We start from the raw sequence: 19,422 nt of genomic DNA on the forward strand, positions 1-19,422 counted from the left end.
ATTTAAGATTATTATCTAAAGGGGGAAATCAAATGTCAGAGTACGTGAAAGTTGGAAATCTTCAAGTGGCTTCAGCATTATTTCAGTTCATTAATGAGGAAGCGCTTCCCAAAAGTGGTGTTACTAGCCCTTCATTTTGGGCAGATCTAGAAACGTTAATTAATGACCTCTCACCTCAGAATAAAATATTATTGGAAGAAAGAGATGACCTTCAACAGAAAATAGATGCTTGGCATAGAGCTAATCAAGAGACATTTGATTTTCCTACGTACAAAGCTTTCCTAAAAGAGATTGGTTATTTAGAACCAGAAGTTGAAGATTTTCAAATTACTACTAAGGGAGTAGATAGTGAGATTACGGTGCAAGCAGGACCCCAATTAGTTGTACCAGTGAATAATGCACGGTATGCAATCAATGCTGCTAATGCTCGCTGGGGAAGCTTATATGATGCTCTTTATGGAACAGATGCGATAAGCGAAGAACACGGAGCTGAACGTCAAAAAGCGTATAATCCGCTTCGTGGGGAAAAAGTTATTGCTTTTGCAAAAGACTTTTTAGATCAAGCCGCACCATTAGCTGTTCAATCTCACGCGGACGCAGTACAATACGCAATTATAAATGGAAAGTTAATTATTACTCTAAGTAATGGAGAAATTACAGAGCTCAAGACACCTGAAAAACTTCTTGGTTATCAAGGTCAACCTGAAGATCCTTCAGCTATATTATTGAAAAACAATGGTCTCCATTTTGAAATTCAGATTGATCATCATCATTCAATTGGTAAAACCGATGCTGCTGGTGTAAAAGATATATTGATGGAGTCGGCGTTAACGACGATTATGGACTGTGAAGACTCTGTTGCTGCTGTTGATGCAGCAGATAAAGTGTTAGTTTATCGGAACTGGTTAGGTTTAATGGATGGAACGCTTTCTGCGACACTTAAAAAAGGGAATAAATCCCTGACAAGATCATTAAATCTTGACCGAACGTATACTTCACTTATGGGAGAAGAAATAACACTATCAGGACGTTCGCTTATGTTTGTCCGCAATGTCGGACATCTAATGACGACCAATGCTGTATTAGATGAATTAGGTCAGGAAGTTCCTGAAGGGATTTTGGATAGCGTTGTTACGAGCCTTCTTGCTATGCAAGACCTTATAAGAAAAGGACAAAATAATTCAACAAAAGGCTCTATCTATATTGTTAAGCCAAAGATGCATGGTTCAAAGGAAGTGGCTTTTGCGAATCTTCTTTTCAATCGAGTGGAAGACATGCTCGGTTTAACGAGAAATACGCTTAAAATTGGGGTAATGGATGAGGAGCGCAGAACAACAATAAACTTAAAAGCTTGTATTCGTGAAGTGAAAAACAGGGTAGTGTTTATTAATACTGGATTTTTGGACCGGACAGGTGACGAAATTCATACATCGATGGAAGTGGGCCCAGTTATTCGTAAAGGTGAAATGAAATCAACGAACTGGTTAGTCGCTTACGAGAAGTCCAACGTGAATGTCGGTCTAGCTAGTGGGTTACAAGGACGTGCTCAAATTGGTAAGGGCATGTGGGCAATGCCAGACTTGATGGATGAAATGTTAAAGCAAAAAGGAAGTCAACTACAAGCGGGAGCAAATACCGCATGGGTTCCTTCGCCAACTGCAGCAACCTTACATGCTCTTCATTATCATCAAACCGATGTTTGGCAAGTTCAAGATGATTTAGCTAAACAGTCTGTTGAATTATTAGACGATATACTAACAATCCCTTTGGCTAAAAACAAAAACTGGAGCTCTGAAGAGATTCAGCAAGAGCTTGATAACAATGCACAAGGTATTCTTGGATATGTTGTGCGCTGGGTGGAGCAAGGAGTTGGGTGCTCTAAAGTACCAGATATCAACAATGTTGGTTTGATGGAAGACCGTGCAACTTTACGAATTTCAAGTCAGCATATAGCAAATTGGCTTCGTCATGGTATCTGTACGAAAGAACAGGTTAATGAGACATTAAAGCGAATGGCTAAAGTAGTAGATGAGCAGAATGCAGGTGATCCTGAGTATCGTCCAATGTCTCGAGATTATACTAATTCAGTTGCTTTCCAAGCTGCATCCGAATTGGTATTTGAAGGTTGCAAACAACCAAATGGGTACACTGAACCGATCTTACATCGTCGTCGTCAGGAAGCGAAAGCCAAAATGGCTCAAAAGGCTTAGATTTTGTAATAAAATAATCATAGCTAAGGCGATGTCATAGGAGTAATAATTACACCATTATATCAAGTAACATGTCATCACTTCATTATGAAAAGCACCTCAAGCAATTAGGCTTGAGGTGCTTTTCATTCAATTAGTGAATTCTAAGTTCCGTTTCAGTATCAAAAAAATGAACTTTATTCATATCAAAAGCTAATTTAACCTTTTCTCCATTTTTAACATCTGAACGAGCATCAACTCGAGCGATGAAATCTTGGCCTGCAACTTTAGAGTATAGATAAGATTCTGCTCCTAATAATTCTGCTACCTCAATGGTTGCGTCAATTTGTGTTTCTGGAGAAGCTTCTAGGAAAAGGAACTCATCATGGATGTCCTCAGGACGAATACCGAGTATTACCTCTTTCCCTACGTAGCCTTTTTCTTTTAGAAGTTTCATTTTTCCTTCAGGAACCTTTATTTTAACATTTCCCATTGTAAAGACACCATTTTCTAACGTACCAGTTAAAAAGTTCATCGCAGGTGATCCGATAAAACCACCAACAAAAACGTTATCAGGATTGTCGTATACATCCTTAGGAGTTCCTACTTGTTGTATGAAACCGTCTTTCATAATAACGATACGAGTAGCCATCGTCATTGCTTCTGTTTGATCATGAGTTACATAAATCGTAGTTGTTTGAAGACGTTGATGTAATTTTCCGATTTCAGCACGCATTTGAACACGTAGCTTGGCGTCTAGGTTAGATAATGGCTCATCCATTAAGAATACTTGTGGATCACGAACAATCGCTCGTCCTAGTGCAACACGTTGGCGCTGTCCACCAGACATCGCTTTTGGCTTACGATCTAGCATTTCAGTTAAGCCAAGGATATTTGCAGCTTCTTTTACGCGTCTATCAATTTCATCTTTTTTAAACTTACGTAACTTAAGACCAAAAGCCATGTTGTCATATACATTCATATGTGGATAAAGTGCGTAGTTTTGGAAAACCATTGCAATATCACGGTCTTTTGGAGCGACATCATTGACTCGGCGATCACCAATGTATAGATCTCCTTTGGATATCTCTTCAAGACCTGCAATCATCCGTAAGGTCGTTGACTTACCACAACCAGAAGGACCAACAAAGACGATGAATTCTTTATCTTCAATTTTTAAGTTGAAATCAGTAACTGCAGTAACATCACCATCATAAATTTTATATACATTTTCTAAACGAATTTCTCCCATATCAACTCGCCCCTTTTCATTTCTTAATATAAGGTTAGTCTACAGCAAGAAAGCGTTTTCTCATATTGTAATAGTGCATAAAAAATAATGCATTGTCTTTGTGCACAATGCATTATTTACTAGAACCGTTTATGAGCAGGGCAAGATAAATAGATACAGCATAACTAAAATGCCTAATATCTACCCCTGTTTTTTCAATGAATTTATCAACTCGGTATTGCATAGTGTTACGGTGAAGGTAAAGTTTTTTAGCGGCTAAAGATATATTCATGTTGCAATCTAAATACATTTGTATACTTTTAATAAGATCTTTATCGTTGTTTACACTGTATAATAATTGCTCAGAAATTGTTTGTAAGGTTGAAGGACTTGTTTCATGCAATAGAAGGTGAGGGACTACAGCTTCACCGTTATAAACGTTCTTTCGAAGCGACTGACTGACTTTAGAAAAACACATTTTCTCCCAAAGGTAAAGCCTTCTTGCTTCTTTTAACGTAGAATTCTTTAACCCTATGTATAACAATAGATCAATGTAAAAATCACTCGTAATCGTATCTGCGATGGATTCATATAAATTCTCAAATGAAGCTGTTATCTCTGGTTGTAAGTCTATAAGGACACCCTGTCTCTCCGATTCCCAGAGAATGACTGTTTTTGTCGTAAATAAACTAGCTATAGCTTCAGATAACGTAGTAAGTTCTGGTGATTCACCCTTAATAGTAATATGAATTAAGCGATAAGATGAGTTAACCTTTTCACTTGGAATCATCGTATTATCTGAATCAAATAAGATTGAAGACCAAAGTTTTTCTTCTTTTGATTTCGGTTGATATTTTTTTGTGATCGTTATGGGAGTTAGAAATATTGATAATAAGGAACGTTCGTTACTGCTTAATTGATCTATAGGAAAGCCAACAGTGAGGTTATCTGGTGTTCTAAACCAGTCATACTCATCGTGAGCTAATTCATCGTTCCACAGAACTAAATGATAACCAAAGTGTTGTTTGAGTTTATCTAACATAGAAGATTCCTTTCGTTGAAGAAATGAAAACCATTATAGAATGAAGGAAAGAAGTAAGATCTAAAATAAGGATACCATATGGGGTCTTATTATGAAAAATGAAAACAGTTTTTTTCCAAATGCCTGGTCGGATAATAACTGGAAATGTAATCAATACTATCAGAGAAATAGAAAGATCTAGGAGGTGTAAAAAGTGAGTCGACTTACAACAAAAGAGTTGTCATTTATTGAAGATGAGATTAGAGCAGAGGAAATTACAGCTAAAACAATGAATTGGTGTGCTTCTCAATGTGAGGATCAAGATCTACGAAAATTATTAGAACAACTTGCAGAAAAACATCAACTAAAAACGGCAGATCTTGCGCAATATTTTAATCGGTCTGGAATCATTCAATAATAAAACAAGGAGGGATAAATGATGCCAAATAATATAGAAGGAAGAGGTTTGACCGATAGGGAGATGTTACAACTATGCTTGCAATTAGAGAAAGGCAGATGCCAAAGTTTAAGTCAAACACTCTTAGAATCGAGTCATCAAGAACTTCGTGAAATTTATCATCAGTGTTTCGATAATGCAAGTGATAACCAATATAAATTATATGGAGTAATGAGTGAAAAAGGCTGGTATAAAATGAGCCAAGCTAGTGCGGAACAAATTGCAGAGGTGCAAGAATTAATGAAAAACAACTTACATCCGGATGATGCATACTAAAACACAATTCTTTAAATTGGAGGCTAAATAACTTATGATTAATCAAGAGTTCGATGAATTTAACCAAATCCAACAAAAACATAAATCAAGATATCTAAAAGGGGCAAACGGACCCCAAAAAGGAATGGAAAATCAGAATGATAATACGAATACTGGTACATCGGTAGGAGCTGAAGGAAGAGAATTAACTAATAAACCTAAATAATATAAAGTGATATTGGACGAGACTGACTAGAGTTTCGTCTCTTTTGATGATCTTGCCTAAAAAGTGATTTACTTTTTTATATGCAGTAGATTATAGTTACGGTTATAGAGATGATGATAATACTTTTACTAAATCACTAGGAGGAAAAACAAATGAATGAAACGGCTTCTAAGCAAATTATTATTCATATTTCCGAAGAACAAACTATTACAGAATTAAGTGAATTAGTTCAACCTTTTCGTGCAGAGATTTATTTGAAGAAAGTTGTGAATGGAAATGTAATAGAAGTGAACCTTAAAAGCTTTTTGGGCTTAATTACTCTTCAGTTAAAAAACAATGATCGGATTACGGTTCGCACGATCGGTCTAGATTGCAATGAAGCTCTTAATAAAGTAGTCGAGTTTCTCACATAAGCTACCGAAAATGATATTGGTCGAAATAGACTAATAGATTGTAGTTTGCAATAAAAACTTAATAATAGGCAATCTGATAAAAGAACATATTGCTATTTTAACTTTTTTTGAGTAGAATTAAACTAAAGTTTTAGATCGATCTAATGCCGGTCTAATATTTTTAGATATGCGTTGTAAGCGCTAGCTAATTGTAATGAATTGATTATTTTATAAAAGGGGTGTTTAGTTTGAAGAAATTATTGACTGCATTATCTGTGGCGAGTATGTTAGCTCTTGTTGCATGTGGCGGCCAAAGTGAAGAGACTTCGGGAGAAAATGGTGAAACAGCTTCAGGAGAGACGAAACTTATGAAGTTAGCGGTTGTTACACCAGAAGAAAGATCACTAACACAGGGCTTATACAAGTTTCAAGAAATTGTTGAGAGAGAGACAAATGGCTCAATTAAAGTAGAAGTTCATCCTAATGGTGCGTTAGGTGGAGATCGCGAGGTTCTTGAAGGACTTCAACTAGGAACAATTGAAGGCACAACGGTTTCAACCGGACCTGTAGCTCAGTTTGCACCACGATTTGCAATGTTTGATCTACCATTTTTATTTACAGACGTAGATGTTGCTTATGAAGTATTAGATGGTCCTATCGGTGTGGATTTACTAAATGACCTACCTGAACAAGGAATTATCGGTTTAAATTATTGGGAAAACGGATTTAGACATATGACGAATGATGTTCGGGAAATCACTTTATTGGAAGATATAAAAGGTCTGAAAATTCGAACGTTAGAAAATGATCTTCATATAGATATGTGGCGCGAATTAGGAGCTAATCCAACGCCTATGGCTTTTACTGAACTATTTGCTGGCTTACAGCAAGGTGTTGTGGATGGACAAGAGAACCCTGTTGGGAATGTGACTACTTCTAACTTTTATGAAGTTCAAGAGTATTTGACTAAAACAGGACATATCTATAACGCTAGTTTGTTTTTGATTAGCAAAGGGTTCTGGGATACTCTTACTGAAGAAGAGCAAGCAATTATGACTAAAGCTGCAGATGAGGCAAGAGATTATCAACGTGAGCTAAATCAACAAGAAGAGCTAGAAGCTTATGATTTCTTAGAAGAAAATGGTATGACTATTACTGAATTATCACAAGATGAACAAAAAAAGATCTTTGAGAAAGTTCAACCAGTTTATGAAAAGTATGCTGCTAGTATTGGTGAAGACCTTGTAAACGAATTATTAGACGCTGTAAAGTAAAATCGTTAAGGTCACAAGGAGAGGAAACTCTCCTTGTAATTTATTTTCCTTTGAAATCTTTAAGAGCTTGTTCAAAAGGGCGGTTTTTCCTTTTTGAACAAGCTCGAAGCAATGAGCGAAGCCACTGCAATGTTTTAAGTCGATCCGAGTGGTTTTCTCGGATAGACGCGCAGTGAGTGAAGCCATTGCAACGCCGCATTAGGAGAGAGGATATTAAAGGTTCAAAAGGGCGGTTTTCCCTTTTTGAACAAGCTCTTTAAGACTAGTGAACAGATAAAAGAAAGGTACAGGTAAAAGATACATACTAAACAGTCATTGAGGATAAACAAAAGTCTATATCTTAATATTGATTGGTAGTAGCTAAGGGGATTATGCATAGACTCCACTTAAAGTGCCCACTTTGGGAATCTAGTCATAGAAGGTGTAAGACACATCTCATGCTCGAAATATGGCTAACACTTGAGGTATATAGTTTTGTTTTTCTTTGCAATTAATAGATATTACAATGGAAGTGAGGAATAGAAATGAGAGTTTTGAAATGGCTTGATAAACATATTGAGGAAGTATTTTTAGTCGTTTTTTCAGTAATTATGGTTACGGCTATTTTCATGCAAGTATTTATGAGGTATGTATTGGGTTCATCTCTTGCTTGGTCAGAGGAATTAGCACGGTATTGTTTTATTTGGCTAGTGTACCTAGGAATTAGTTACGGAGTGAGGAAGCAACGTCATATTAAAGTCGATATTGTTCTAATTTTATTGAAAGATAAATGGAAAGTTGTTTTAAATATAGTTGCCAATCTAATTTTCTTAGCATTTGCTGTATTTGTGATCATTTATGGTTACGGCATTGCAAGTAAGTTGCTTGCTTTTGGACAGACATCGCCAGCTCTTCAGCTTCCAATGGGACTAGTCTATTTAGCCACACCTGTTGGAATGGGATTAACTGCATTCCGTTTAATCCAACAACTTATTCAATTGATTCGTACTTTAATTGGAGATGATCACGTTGAGATTAAGACGGAGAAAGAACGTCTTTTAGAAAATCAAGAGGTGTAATTGATAAAGGAATGAAAGAGTAGGAGGTAGCATCATGACAGCAACTGTTTTATTTGTAAGTTTTGCTCTATTACTATTGTTAAGTGTACCTATTGGTATCTCATTAGGGGTAGCTACATTAATTACAATTGTATACAGCGGAAAAATTCCGGTGGATTTTCTTGCACAAGGTTTAATCACATCAATTGATTCCTTTCCTTTAATGGCCGTTCCCTTCTTCATTTTAGCAGGTGAAATTATGGCCAAAGGTGGTTTGACTGAGCGTCTTTTCAAAGTAGCAAACACGATTGTTGGAAATAAAACAGGTGGGTTTGCAATAGCGACAATTATTACATGTATGTTTTTTGCAGCCATTTCCGGTTCAGGACCAGCAACGGTAGCTGCAATTGGTGGAATGATGATTCCAGCAATGGTAAAACAAGGCTACGATAAGAAGTTTGCAACAGCGGTCGTTTGCGCTGCAGGTTCACTAGGTGTTATTATTCCTCCTAGTATTCCTATGGTTATTTATGGTGTAGTTGGAAGTGTATCAATTGGTAATTTATTCATCGCAGGAGTAATACCTGGTTTACTAGTAGCGTTAGGTTTAATCGTTTGGGCTTATATTTATTCACGTAAAAAAGGTTATCGAGGTACAGAGGAGAAAAGTTCTTTAGGAGATTTTTTCAAATCGGTTTGGGACGCTAAATGGGCCTTATTAGTTCCAGTTATTATTCTAGGCGGAATTTATGGCGGTATATTCACACCTACCGAAGCTGCTGTTATTGCAGTAGTTTACGGGTTAGTGGCATCATTACTGTTATATCGTGAGTTGGATATAAAAGAATTACCAAAGATTCTTGCGGATTCATCCTTAACAACAGCAACGGTACTAATCATTATTGGTACAGCGACAGCATTTGGACGGTTACTTACGATCGAACAAATTCCTCAACAGGTTACAGAAGTTTTGTTATCAATTTCTGAAAATCCAATTATCATTATTTTGCTAATTACGGTATTGCTTTTACTTGTTGGCTGTTTTATGGATACATTAGCAGCTATCATTATCTTAACACCTATTCTTTTGCCAATTGCAGTGAATATCGGAATTGATCCGATTCATTTTGGGATTATTATGGTTGTTAACTTAGCTATAGGTTTCATTACTCCTCCTTTAGGGGTAAATTTATTTGTAGGTTCTGGTATTTCAGGACTTTCCATTGAATCAATCTCAAGAGCAGTCTTACCATTTTTTATAGCGATGCTTACGACTCTGATCATCATTATTTTCGTACCACAACTATCACTTTATCTAATTAGCATTCTTAGATAATGGATTTAAAGTTTATAAAGTAGTGAAAATGTACTATAATGACTAGTAAGTATTAATAAAAAAATCCTTTAACTGGTGGATGATTTGTATATGACACGTAAAAAAGGCTCCCGTATTACATTACAAGATGTGGCGAACCATGCAGGGGTATCTCGTGCGACCGCTTCATTAATTGTTAGGAATAGTCCAAATATCTCTCAAGGAACACGAGAAAAGGTATTGAAATCAATTCGTGAATTGGGATATGTTTATGATCGAGTAGCGGCTAATTTACGATCTCAACAATCTACAACAGTAGGTTTAATTATTACTGATATTGGAAACCCATTCTATTCCGAGCTACTTGTGGGTGTCCATAATGCTCTTGAAGAAAATGGCTATACCGTCTTTTTAGGAACGACGTTTGATTCAGATAAAAAGCAAGAAAAACTGCTCTCAACGATGCTTGAACATCGAGTCGGTGGAGTCATATTATGTCCAGTATCTGACAGTTCAAAAGAGACTATTGAACGGATAAGTCATTTAAATATTCCTCTTGTTCTAGCTGTTAGAGAAATAAAAGAGTTACAGTGTGACTATGTTGGAGTTGATTATAGTTTAGGTTCTAAGTTTGCGATCGAACACTTAGTTGAGAAGGGTCACCGTCGTATTGCGTTTCTAGGAGGGGCATCTGAATCCTCGGCATGGAAGGAACGTAAACAAGGGTATTACTCGGCACTTGAAGAAGCAGGAATAGAAATTGATGAGTCTTTAATAATTGAAAATACGGTTACAAGAGAAGGAGGAATTAGCGCTGTTAACAAAGCCCTTCTTTTAGCCAAGCCACCAACAGCAGCTTTTTGTTTTAATGATTTAGTAGCTAGAGGTGTTATGCAAGGACTGAAAGAAGCAGGTTTACTACCTGGAAAAGATATGGCAGTTGTCGGCTTCGATAATGTACAAGAAACGGTTATATATAGTCCACCGCTAACGACTATTGCTTCTTTCCCCAAGTTAATTGGTACAGAAGCTGCTAAGCTATTACATGATCGCATTGTAGACCGTGACCGTGAACAAAAGCGTATAATTTTACAACCTGAATTAGTCGTTCGTCAAAGTACATAATAATTTTGTGGGAAAGTTGGTCTTCATTTTACAAACTCGAAGACTAATGAAAATATAAAATTATTTTTTGTTTTAGTTGTTTTCTTCACTTACTCAAAAAAAGCTGAACCATTTGGTTCAGCTTTTTTGATTATTTAAATTAGTTATCATAAAGTTCCCATGCTAATTTTAAAGAATCGGTGATATACTCTGCAATTTCCTCAACATCTAAATTATCTGTTGATAATTTAGAATTATGTGTTGAATAAATTTCTTTTCTTTTATAGAATAGCTCTTCTATTTCCTCTATAGAGCGTCCTTGTAATACAGGACGGTTATCAATAATAATGTTTAACCGTTCTTTCCAACTATCCCAAGAAATATCTAAAGCAAAAACAATACAGTTGGCTATGCAAAGATCACGAATTTCCTCTTGTAAAAAAGCACCGCCCCCAAGTGATATAACTTTCAACTTTTGATTGCAAAAAGTTGTAATCATACTTTTTTCTTTTTTACGAAAAGCTTCCTCACCTATCGTATTAAATATTTCAGGAATGGGCATATTGTACTCTTTTTCAATTTCATGATCTATATCTATAAAAGTACGATAAAGCTTTTGTGCGACAAGCTTTCCAATTGTCGTTTTCCCAACGCCCATAAAACCAATAAACACAATACTCTTTTCCCTCGGAGATACATTTTTGTTAGTCATTTTGAGCTCTCTTTCAATTTAGTTAGTAACATTATTTACAGTATAATATAGATTTGTTAACATGTAAAAAAAACATTTCGAATTTTAAAAAAATAAGCTGATAAAATAAGCGATACTTATGCTCAATAAAATGTAGAAAAGAGCATAAGGTAAATTCCACAACCCTAATTTATAGGGATTCACTTTAATTTGTTCCGCTAAAATTGAGACGGATAAATTGTATGGACTGTACATCACAGTAGATAAGCTACAAGCAATCAATACAATCGTAAGTGCTATATTAGACACTCCAAATACAATAGGACTTAACAGTTCTGCAATTAGCGTAATTGAAACTAACGGATGAAAACCTATTAAAGATGTAACTAGAAAAAAAGCAGCAATCACTAGATAAAGTGAAAAGGTTTTGTCAGCCAGATGTACAAAAGTGGATTGTAGAAACATTAGATGCCCCGATAAAGAAAGCATATCAACAAATAAACTTGCACTTAGAAACATAAAAAAGTAATTTGATAGTCCATTTGTACGTTCTTTCCAATGGGGAATTGTGATCTGAAAATATCGCTTTACTTTACCAATAATAAAAGACCATCCTATTGAAATAGGAATAATAAGCAAGATGATTGAAAATAAATACCCTTTGTTAAGTGTTGATTGAAGAATAGAAACGAATACTATAAGAATAACAAGTAATACAAGCATTTCATAGATCTTCTTCTTGATTCTTAAAGTTGAAATAGTTTGACTAGAAGAAATAATAGTTAACTCTTCTTTAAATTTGTAAGAAGAAAGAATCCAATCGGTTACAATCGCAATGAAAACAATTGAGATAACAATCGGGAAAATTTGTAAATAAGTAGTATTAGTAATATCAAGTGAAGTACTAACCATTACTTCCATCGGACTCCAAGTTAGACACAAAGCATATGCACGCAAGAGATTTTGTGAATAATATTTATTGCTTGTTTTAGTAGGAAGTTGGTGTAATGTTGTCTTTAATGATTTGGCTAATAAAGGGATCGTAGCAATGTTTAAAAATAATCCAAGAAGATGAGTTACTAAAAAGCTTCGTTTGTATAATTTATTTAGTTTCGTCACTCCCTGTTCAAGAAACAAGCTTAGATTTTTATCATACTTCCCGACGCGAATAAGAGAGTTAATGAAAGGTAAGACTAAAAATAAGGAAAGCACCCCAAGCATCGTTTCGAAATAAAAGAATAGTTGGTACCATGGTAAATCATTGTGTGAAAATAATAGCAATCCAATACTAAGAAAAATAAGACCAGAATTACGATATAGCCCCTTAGAAAATAAAAAGGAAATGACTAGCGAAAGGGCTGCTATGAGGCCGATTGAAAATTGCAAAAACGGCTCATGAACAAATCTTGAAATAATATACAATATAGCGAGTGAAGAATAAATAAATACTAGCATTTAAATTGGATCCTTTCTTCAAGAGATAATTAATTTGTAAATTAAGCTTTTTTCATGTATTGAATCTAATATAAGAATGTGTAAGCTAAGAGCGACTTAACAGGTTTTGCTATTAGCTTAATTTGCGATCTGAAAACGAGAAATTTTAGAATGTTATTTCGAAAAAAGTATTGCTAAACTTCAATATTTATCGTAAGATTGTGGTAACGTTTGCAGATATAATATTAGTTTTAGATCGATCTAAGTGTAACATAGTTGCAAATTTTTTTAAATGACTATTAGATCGATCTAATAAAAACAAATTTAATAAGCGGGTGATAAGTAATGACTATTATGGAAGCTAAATCTTTCATTAATGGAGAGTGGATCTCTTCTGATCGTGAAGTTATTGAAATGAAAAGTCCTTATTCTGGAGAAGTAATTGGAAAACAATTTCTTGCAACAAAAGCAGATGTTGAAGATGCATTAGCCTCAACTTACGCAGCTAAAAAAGAAATTGCAAAAATCTCTTCTTACGACCGTGCAAAAATATTAAAAAAAGCGGCGGCTCTTATGGAACGAGAAAAAGAAAGGTTCGCTAAACTAATTTCTCTTGAGTTAGGAAAACCTTTGAAAAATACATTAGACGAAGTTGCCCGTTCGATTGAAACGTTAGAGCTTTCAGGAGAAGAAGCAAAGCGTTTAACTGGTGAAACATTGCCAGGAGATGCTTCAGAAAGAGGAGCAAAAGCAATTGCTAGTACATTTCGTGTACCAGTAGGTGTTGTAGCAGCTATTACACCATTTAATGCGCCTTTAAATCTGGTTTGTCACAAGGTGGGTCCTTCTTTTGCAGCAGGTAACAGTACTATATTAAAGCCAGCACCTCAAACAGCATTGATTGCAACAGAGTTTCTTAAATTATTACTAGAAGCTGGATTACCTGAAACAGCTGTAAATATGGTACTCGGTGGTGTTGAAGCAGGTCAACAAATTGTTAAAGATGATCGTGTAAATATTATTTCTTTCACTGGTGGAACGATTGCTAGTAAGAACATTTGTGAAATTGCGGGAATGAAAAAAGTGTTACTTGAGCTTGGAGGAAATGCATCGACGATTGTCCATGAAGATGCTGATTTAGCAAGAGCTGCTGATATTTGCGCGAAAACGGGCTTTAGTAACTCAGGGCAAAGTTGTATTTCTGTTCAAAGAGTGTATGTGCATAGAGCAGTTGTAGATGAATTTGCGGAACGTCTGAAAGCAGAAATTCAAAAGCTTAAAGTGGGAGATCCTTTACTTCCAGACACAGATGTAGGTACGTTAGTTCATGAAAACTCGGCTCTTCGAATCGAACAGTGGATTGAGGAAGCGATTAAAGAAGGAGCAACATTACTAACAGGTGGAAAGAGAAACGGTGCATCAGTTGAACCAACATTATTACTAAATCCTTCCAAGACAAGTAATGTTGTGTGCCAAGAGGTTTTTGGACCGATAGTCGGCCTCATTCCTTATGACACTATTGAAGAAGCGATCGAACAAACCAATGATTCATCATTCGGACTTCAAGCTGGAATTTTCACAAATAAAATGGATGTTGCTTATCAAGTTGCTCATGCGCTTGAAGTAGGCGGAGTTGTTATTAATGGCTCATCTAATTTCCGTTTAGATCATTGGCCATATGGCGGCGTGAAGAATAGCGGTATCGGCCGTGAGGGTCCACGTTATGCGATCGAAGATATGACTGAAACGAAAATGATTGTGCTTAGATTGCCAGAATAATTTAGATACGTGATCTCGTTCGCATTCAGACAGTGAATGAGATCATGTTACAGAAGGCTGAGGTGAATAAAAATGTTAGGGTTATATTTGAAAAATCCAAGTGAGCTTGAATTAAGAGAATATCCAACAGCTTCTACTCTTAAAGAGGATGAAGTGAAAATTAAATTGATTCACGCTGGAATTTGTGGGTCAGATGTTGGTGTTTATAAAGGGAAAATCCCTCATGCTACATACCCAGTTTGCCCTGGACATGAACTGGTTGGGACTATCATTGAATCAGGAGAAAAGGGAAGCTATGAAATCGGTACAAGAGTGGTTGTTGGACCGAATACCTTCTGTGATGAATGTGATTATTGCTTAAAAGGTCAAAAAAACATTTGTATAAATAAGGGATCTTTAGGTGTAAATATGGACGGTGGTTTTGCGGAAGAATTCGTCATTTCTTCAAAGTTTGTTATGCCGGTTCCAGATCATCTAACGGATGAACAAGCCGTACTCATTGAACCCTTCTCCGTAATCGTTCATGCACTTGAGAAAGTAAATATTACACAAGGAACGACTGTTGCTATTATTGGTTGTGGTACAGAAGGAATGTTAGCTATTTCTCTGGCGCATTATTTAGGCGCTGACATTACAGCAATTGATATTAATGAGGAAAAATTAGCTAAGGCTGAACATCACTTTACAGGACTGAAATCTTTACTACCTAATAATGTTTCAGAAAATGCTTTTGAAGTTGTAATTGAAGCTGCTGGAGTAGGATCTGCTGTTATTCAAGCAATAGATATCGTAAAACCAGGCGGAGATCTTGTTCTAGTAGGAATGGCACCAGAAGCTAACTTACCGATTGTTCGAATCGTTCGCAAGGAAATTACGATACATGGCTCTATTATTTATAATTTTCCGACGGATTTTGAGAAAAGTGTTGAGTTTCTATCTCAAAAAAGTTTTAATGCAGAACCAGTTATTTCTAAAATCTTTCCTTTTAAAGAGTATGCACAAGCATATAAAGATGCGGTATCAGGTAAATATGGAAAAATAATTTTAAATTTCAAGGAGGAACTCTAAATGAAAAAGTTAGTTTCACAATTGTTGGTTAAATACCTTGAAGATCGTGGTGTAGAACATATTTTTGGTCTTTGTGGACATACAAATATTGCCGTTTTAACAGAACTAGAAAAGAGTTCAATTCGTTTTATCAATGTTCGTCATGAACAAATTGCTTCTCATGCTGCTGACGGTTATGCACGTGTGAAGAAAGAAACGTCTGTTGTTTTAAGTCACGTAGGGCCAGGAATGACAAATGCAGCAACGGGTGTTGCGAATGCCGCACTAGATTCGATCCCAATGGTTGTTATTGCTGGGGATATCCCAAGCCATTACTATGGCAAGCATCCTCACCAAGAGATCAACCTGCATTCTGATGCAGCTCAAGTTGACGTCTATAAACCGTTTGTTAAACGCGCATGGCGTGTTGAACGCCCTGAGCATGTGGCAGAGATTCTTGAAAAAGCATTTCAGTTAGCTGAGAGCGGAAACCCAGGACCAGTTCTTGTTTCAGTTCCTATGGATATCTTTTCAAAAGAAGTGGAAGAAAGTACGTTTGAGCGAGTGAAGCACCACACAAAACAGCTTGAAAAGCCTTCTATTGATGATGTAACAGCGAAAAAAGTGATTCAAAAACTTGTTGATGCAAAGAATCCAGTTATCTATGTAGGTGGTGGAGTCGTTCTTGCAAATGCAACGGCAGAATTAAAAGAATTAGTTGATCACTTAGGTATCCCGGTTGCTCACTCTTTAATGGGGAAAGGTGTGTTACCTGATGATCATCCTCTAACTCTAGGAATGACAGGATTCTGGGGTACTAAATTCATTAATGAGAAAACAAGAACAGCTGATTGGATTCTTGGTTTAGGAACTCGTTTTGCTGAAGCAGACAGTAGTTCATGGGAACCGGAATATACATTTGATATTCCAAATACAAAACTGATTCAAATTGACATTGATTCAAGTGAAATTGGAAGAAACTACCCAGCCGAAATGGGGATTGTCGCAGATCTAAAACAAGCTCTTAAAGTCATTAACCGTGTAGCTAAAGAACTTTACCCAGATGGTTTTAAAAATGAACTACTTGAGCAAGAAATTGCGAAGGTGCGTGCGGAGTTTATTAATAGCAATCAACAATTCGTTACAGACAATGCGTTTCCAATGCAACCACAACGTATTTTAAGTGAAGTACGTGAAGTGCTTCCAAGAGATGCTTATATTACAACAGATGTTGGTTGGAATAAAAACGGTGTAGGGCAGCAGTTCCCAATTTATACGCCAGGTTCCGTTTTAACTCCAGGTGGTTTTGCAACAATGGGATTCGGTGCACCTGCTGCTCTTGGTGCGAAAGTAGCAAATCCTGAGAAAGTGGTTGTGTCTCTTGTAGGGGACGGTGGATTTGGTCAAAATCCAGCTCTTCTTGCAACAGCAAGAGAAGAAAATATCCCTGTTGTTTGGGTTGTTATGAATAACTCTGCATTCGGAACGATTGCAGGTTTACAAAAAGCTCACTTCGGTACAACTCTTGGAACGCTTTTCCATGCAGATGGAGAAAGCTACTCGCCAGATTATGCAGCAATCGCTAAAGCATATGGTATCGAAGGCATTAAAGTGAACTCAGCTGAAGAATTTAAGCCTGCTCTTGAAAAAGCAATTGCCATGAATAAACCAGTCGTTCTTGATGTGCCAATGATTAATAATCCAACTCCAACATCTGGTCACTGGAACATTATGGACATCTATTCACCAGGTAAAAAGGTACACCACGTTACTACGTAATTTTAATGTTCAAGAGTCCTAATCTCCTAGGTAGGACTCTTGAATTTGTTGAAAAATCAACGCCCTCTCCAGGTAATGTTTATTCCTGTGAAAGTTATGTTTCTTGCATAAATGATAGAAGTAAACACGATTGGAGGAATATAAAAATGACAATGCAATTTTCTATAGCACATCTTACTGCACTTGGTTGTTCACCGCCAGAATTAACTTATATTGCAGCACGTACCGGGTATGATTTTATTAGTTTGCGTCCTATTTATATGGGATTGCCAGGTGAACCTAATTATGCCCTAGCTGAAAATAAGGAAATGATGCGACAAACAAAGGTTGCTCTTACTGATACAGGCATCAAGGTTTTAGATATCGAATTGGCACGTATCTACGATGGTCTTGATCCGAAAAAGTACCTCCCTGCTTTTGAAGTTGCAGCTGAGCTTGGCGCCAGGCATGTACTTAGTAGTATCTGGACGGATGATCGTAACTTTGCAATTGAACGATTCGCAGAGCTATGTGATTTAGCAAAACCATTTGGATTAACAATAGATTTAGAGTTTGTACCGATTGCTAGTGTTAACAATCTAAACGGTGCGCTTGATGTCTTAAATAAGGCAAAAAGAGAAAACGCTGGTCTCATGATTGATGCACACCATTTTCATCGTTCAAAAGACAAGATAGAAGACTTGGATGCAGTACCTCGTGAATGGTTCCATTACTTTCATCTCTGTGATGCCCCTGCTGAAATCCCAACCTCAAAGGATGAAATGGTTCGTATCCTGAGGGAAGAACGCTTGTATGTGGGAGAGGGCGGTATCGATATTGCAAGCATGGTTAATCGACTACCAGAGATGCCTTACGCGCTGGAACTTCCTAATATTAAGCGTGCGCAAGAATTGGGTTACGAAGAATTTGCAAGGCGCTGCTTAGAAACGGCCAAAGATTATTTTGCAGCTCATCTTCGAAATAAGAACGGTAAACAAGTAATCTAATGAAAAACAGCTTATGTATCTATTAACATAGTTCATTAAATGCACTCCTGTTCATTCAGGAGTGTATTTTTTTAGATAAAGAAATAAAATAAAATATATTCTTTTTAGAGGTTGATAATTTCAAGCGTTTGTATTATACTTTAGTACATAAAAGCTTAAAAGCGTGAAAGTGAAAAAGTAAAAGACTGCAAATACTAATTCAATCTAGGAAGTCCATTATTTAAGGTTGCTAAATAGTATATAGTTCATTTATTATAAGAAGAACTATTTTAAAATGATATAGAAAGAAGTTGATTGTAAGAATATTTCATAACAAGGGGGAGTTAGGCATGAATGGAAGGGTTGCTCAACGAAAAAGCGTAAAAGTGAGAGGGATAGAACTAGGAGATGGAAATGCGCAGATCTGTATACCCTTAGTTGGTAAAAATAAAATGGAAATCATATCGGAGTTAGAAGATGCTAAAGTAAAAAAGCCTGATCTTGTTGAATGGCGCGCTGATTTTTTCGAAAATTTAAATGATACTGTAAAAGTAGTTGAAATGCTTTCCATGATACGTAATCACATGGAGGATGTTCCAATTCTCTTTACGATTCGCTCGACAAAAGAAGGGGGAAACCCCATTCTATTAACAGAGTCAGAAAAAATCAAGTTAATAGCAGATGTTTGTGCAACTAATCATGTCGATATAATTGATTATGAACTAATTAATGAGAAAGATGATATTATTTATTTAAGAATGTTAACAAACAAACATAACGTCAAACTTGTTTTATCCTACCATAATTTTGAATATACACCTGAGCTTTCTTTCCTTCTAGACAAATGTGTTGCAGCTGAGTCATATGGGGCAGATTTGGTTAAAATCTCTGTTATGTCGTTAAAGTTAGATGATGTTTTACTTTTATTACAGGCAACACAGGATGCGGGAAAATTGGTCGATATTCCTTTAGTAACGATCTCGATGGGGAAATATGGTGCGATTACTAGAATGTTTGGTTTCGTTTTTGGGTCTACTATTACGTTTGGTATGGGGCAAAATAGTTCAGCTCCAGGGCAAATACCTGTAGAAGAATTAAGATCAGTTATTGAGATCATTAAAAAGTCATCGTAATCTTACATTAAAATACAATTAAATGCATTTTCTGAAGTTGTCTCAAGTACTGGGGACAACTTTTTTTATTCTAAATAATCTCTTAAGGTATAT

General features: G+C 36.2%; 18 protein-coding genes. 14 read left to right on the forward strand and 4 right to left on the reverse strand.

Translation table 11 applies throughout. The features are described 5' to 3' along the window. Positions 1–32 precede the first annotated feature (32 nt). Positions 33–2,210 carry a malate synthase G gene (locus LDX58_RS04230; protein ID WP_227935607.1) on the forward strand — a complete coding sequence of 726 codons (2,178 nt, stop codon included), beginning with the start codon at positions 33–35 and terminating at the stop codon, positions 2,208–2,210. Positions 2,211–2,343: 133 nt separating this feature from the next. Here LDX58_RS04230 and LDX58_RS04235 read toward each other — a convergent pair whose 3' ends face one another. Beyond that, positions 2,344–3,441: an ABC transporter ATP-binding protein gene (locus tag LDX58_RS04235; RefSeq protein ID WP_227935608.1), complete on the reverse strand. Its 1,098-nt coding sequence runs from the start codon at positions 3,439–3,441 to the stop codon at positions 2,344–2,346. Positions 3,442–3,553: 112 nt separating this feature from the next. Beyond that, positions 3,554–4,462: a PucR family transcriptional regulator gene (locus tag LDX58_RS04240; protein WP_227935609.1), complete on the reverse strand. Its 909-nt coding sequence runs from the start codon at positions 4,460–4,462 to the stop codon at positions 3,554–3,556. 193 nt (positions 4,463–4,655) lie between these two features. Here LDX58_RS04240 and LDX58_RS04245 point away from each other — a divergent pair, with 193 nt between their 5' ends. From LDX58_RS04245 to LDX58_RS04280, 8 genes are all read left to right on the forward strand, one after another. Further along, positions 4,656–4,859 (forward strand): hypothetical protein, encoded by a 204-nt coding sequence (locus tag LDX58_RS04245; protein WP_227935610.1) that lies wholly within the window; start codon positions 4,656–4,658, stop codon positions 4,857–4,859. A 21-nt stretch (positions 4,860–4,880) separates the two neighbouring features. After that, on the forward strand, positions 4,881–5,174 hold the full coding sequence (locus tag LDX58_RS04250) for a spore coat protein (RefSeq protein WP_227935611.1): 294 nt from the start codon (positions 4,881–4,883) through the stop codon (positions 5,172–5,174). A 34-nt stretch (positions 5,175–5,208) separates the two neighbouring features. Further along, the gene (locus LDX58_RS04255; RefSeq protein ID WP_227935612.1) at positions 5,209–5,379 is read left to right on the forward strand and encodes a hypothetical protein; all 171 of its coding nucleotides are present in this window, start codon (positions 5,209–5,211) and stop codon (positions 5,377–5,379) included. Between the two features lie 152 nt (positions 5,380–5,531). Beyond that, positions 5,532–5,792 carry an HPr family phosphocarrier protein gene (locus LDX58_RS04260; RefSeq protein ID WP_227935613.1) on the forward strand — a complete coding sequence of 87 codons (261 nt, stop codon included), beginning with the start codon at positions 5,532–5,534 and terminating at the stop codon, positions 5,790–5,792. A gap of 218 nt (positions 5,793–6,010) precedes the next feature. Next, the gene (locus LDX58_RS04265; protein WP_227935614.1) at positions 6,011–7,045 is read left to right on the forward strand and encodes a TRAP transporter substrate-binding protein; all 1,035 of its coding nucleotides are present in this window, start codon (positions 6,011–6,013) and stop codon (positions 7,043–7,045) included. Positions 7,046–7,569: 524 nt separating this feature from the next. Beyond that, positions 7,570–8,103, forward strand: coding sequence for a TRAP transporter small permease (locus tag LDX58_RS04270; RefSeq protein ID WP_227935615.1), 534 nt, complete (start codon positions 7,570–7,572; stop codon positions 8,101–8,103). A gap of 34 nt (positions 8,104–8,137) precedes the next feature. Further along, positions 8,138–9,418: a TRAP transporter large permease gene (locus LDX58_RS04275; protein WP_227935616.1), complete on the forward strand. Its 1,281-nt coding sequence runs from the start codon at positions 8,138–8,140 to the stop codon at positions 9,416–9,418. A 90-nt stretch (positions 9,419–9,508) separates the two neighbouring features. Continuing rightward, positions 9,509–10,522, forward strand: coding sequence for a LacI family DNA-binding transcriptional regulator (locus LDX58_RS04280; RefSeq protein ID WP_227935617.1), 1,014 nt, complete (start codon positions 9,509–9,511; stop codon positions 10,520–10,522). A 139-nt stretch (positions 10,523–10,661) separates the two neighbouring features. Here LDX58_RS04280 and LDX58_RS04285 read toward each other — a convergent pair whose 3' ends face one another. Together LDX58_RS04285 and LDX58_RS04290 are read right to left on the reverse strand one after the other, a co-directional pair. After that, positions 10,662–11,213 (reverse strand): shikimate kinase, encoded by a 552-nt coding sequence (locus LDX58_RS04285; protein ID WP_227935618.1) that lies wholly within the window; start codon positions 11,211–11,213, stop codon positions 10,662–10,664. Positions 11,214–11,297: 84 nt separating this feature from the next. Further along, the gene (locus tag LDX58_RS04290) at positions 11,298–12,647 is read right to left on the reverse strand and encodes a hypothetical protein (protein WP_227935619.1); all 1,350 of its coding nucleotides are present in this window, start codon (positions 12,645–12,647) and stop codon (positions 11,298–11,300) included. 333 nt (positions 12,648–12,980) lie between these two features. Here LDX58_RS04290 and LDX58_RS04295 point away from each other — a divergent pair, with 333 nt between their 5' ends. The 5 genes from LDX58_RS04295 (at position 12,981) to aroD (ending at position 19,329) form a co-directional block, all read left to right on the forward strand. Then, a complete protein-coding gene (locus LDX58_RS04295; protein ID WP_372459116.1) occupies positions 12,981–14,405 on the forward strand; it encodes an aldehyde dehydrogenase family protein in 1,425 nt (474 codons plus the stop codon). A gap of 72 nt (positions 14,406–14,477) precedes the next feature. Continuing rightward, on the forward strand, positions 14,478–15,473 hold the full coding sequence (locus LDX58_RS04300) for a zinc-dependent alcohol dehydrogenase (RefSeq protein WP_227935621.1): 996 nt from the start codon (positions 14,478–14,480) through the stop codon (positions 15,471–15,473). Further along, a complete protein-coding gene (locus LDX58_RS04305; protein WP_227935622.1) occupies positions 15,474–17,231 on the forward strand; it encodes a thiamine pyrophosphate-binding protein in 1,758 nt (585 codons plus the stop codon). A 146-nt stretch (positions 17,232–17,377) separates the two neighbouring features. Further along, complete coding sequence (locus LDX58_RS04310; protein WP_227935623.1) at positions 17,378–18,217, forward strand: sugar phosphate isomerase/epimerase family protein; 840 nt, start codon at positions 17,378–17,380, stop codon at positions 18,215–18,217. A gap of 329 nt (positions 18,218–18,546) precedes the next feature. Then, entirely contained in the window at positions 18,547–19,329 is a 783-nt protein-coding gene (gene aroD, locus LDX58_RS04315) for a type I 3-dehydroquinate dehydratase (protein ID WP_227935624.1), read from the forward strand. Positions 19,330–19,422 lie beyond the last annotated feature (93 nt).

The organism is Alkalihalobacillus deserti (genome assembly GCF_020734105.1).
Lineage (GTDB): Bacteria > Bacillota > Bacilli > Bacillales > Bacillaceae_D > Halalkalibacter > Halalkalibacter deserti.

Coding starts and splice junctions, on each gene's coding strand:
- LDX58_RS04255 (WP_227935612.1), top strand. CDS start 5,209: ATGATTAATCAAGAGTTCGATGAATTTAACCAAATCCAACAAAAACAT.
- LDX58_RS04230 (WP_227935607.1), top strand. CDS start 33: ATGTCAGAGTACGTGAAAGTTGGAAATCTTCAAGTGGCTTCAGCATTA.
- aroD (WP_227935624.1), top strand. CDS start 18,547: ATGAATGGAAGGGTTGCTCAACGAAAAAGCGTAAAAGTGAGAGGGATA.
- LDX58_RS04290 (WP_227935619.1), bottom strand. CDS start 12,647: ATGCTAGTATTTATTTATTCTTCACTCGCTATATTGTATATTATTTCA.
- LDX58_RS04285 (WP_227935618.1), bottom strand. CDS start 11,213: ATGACTAACAAAAATGTATCTCCGAGGGAAAAGAGTATTGTGTTTATT.
- LDX58_RS04280 (WP_227935617.1), top strand. CDS start 9,509: ATGACACGTAAAAAAGGCTCCCGTATTACATTACAAGATGTGGCGAAC.
- LDX58_RS04295 (WP_372459116.1), top strand. CDS start 12,981: ATGGAAGCTAAATCTTTCATTAATGGAGAGTGGATCTCTTCTGATCGT.
- LDX58_RS04260 (WP_227935613.1), top strand. CDS start 5,532: ATGAATGAAACGGCTTCTAAGCAAATTATTATTCATATTTCCGAAGAA.
- LDX58_RS04300 (WP_227935621.1), top strand. CDS start 14,478: ATGTTAGGGTTATATTTGAAAAATCCAAGTGAGCTTGAATTAAGAGAA.
- LDX58_RS04250 (WP_227935611.1), top strand. CDS start 4,881: ATGCCAAATAATATAGAAGGAAGAGGTTTGACCGATAGGGAGATGTTA.
- LDX58_RS04240 (WP_227935609.1), bottom strand. CDS start 4,462: ATGTTAGATAAACTCAAACAACACTTTGGTTATCATTTAGTTCTGTGG.
- LDX58_RS04270 (WP_227935615.1), top strand. CDS start 7,570: ATGAGAGTTTTGAAATGGCTTGATAAACATATTGAGGAAGTATTTTTA.
- LDX58_RS04305 (WP_227935622.1), top strand. CDS start 15,474: ATGAAAAAGTTAGTTTCACAATTGTTGGTTAAATACCTTGAAGATCGT.
- LDX58_RS04275 (WP_227935616.1), top strand. CDS start 8,138: ATGACAGCAACTGTTTTATTTGTAAGTTTTGCTCTATTACTATTGTTA.
- LDX58_RS04235 (WP_227935608.1), bottom strand. CDS start 3,441: ATGGGAGAAATTCGTTTAGAAAATGTATATAAAATTTATGATGGTGAT.
- LDX58_RS04310 (WP_227935623.1), top strand. CDS start 17,378: ATGACAATGCAATTTTCTATAGCACATCTTACTGCACTTGGTTGTTCA.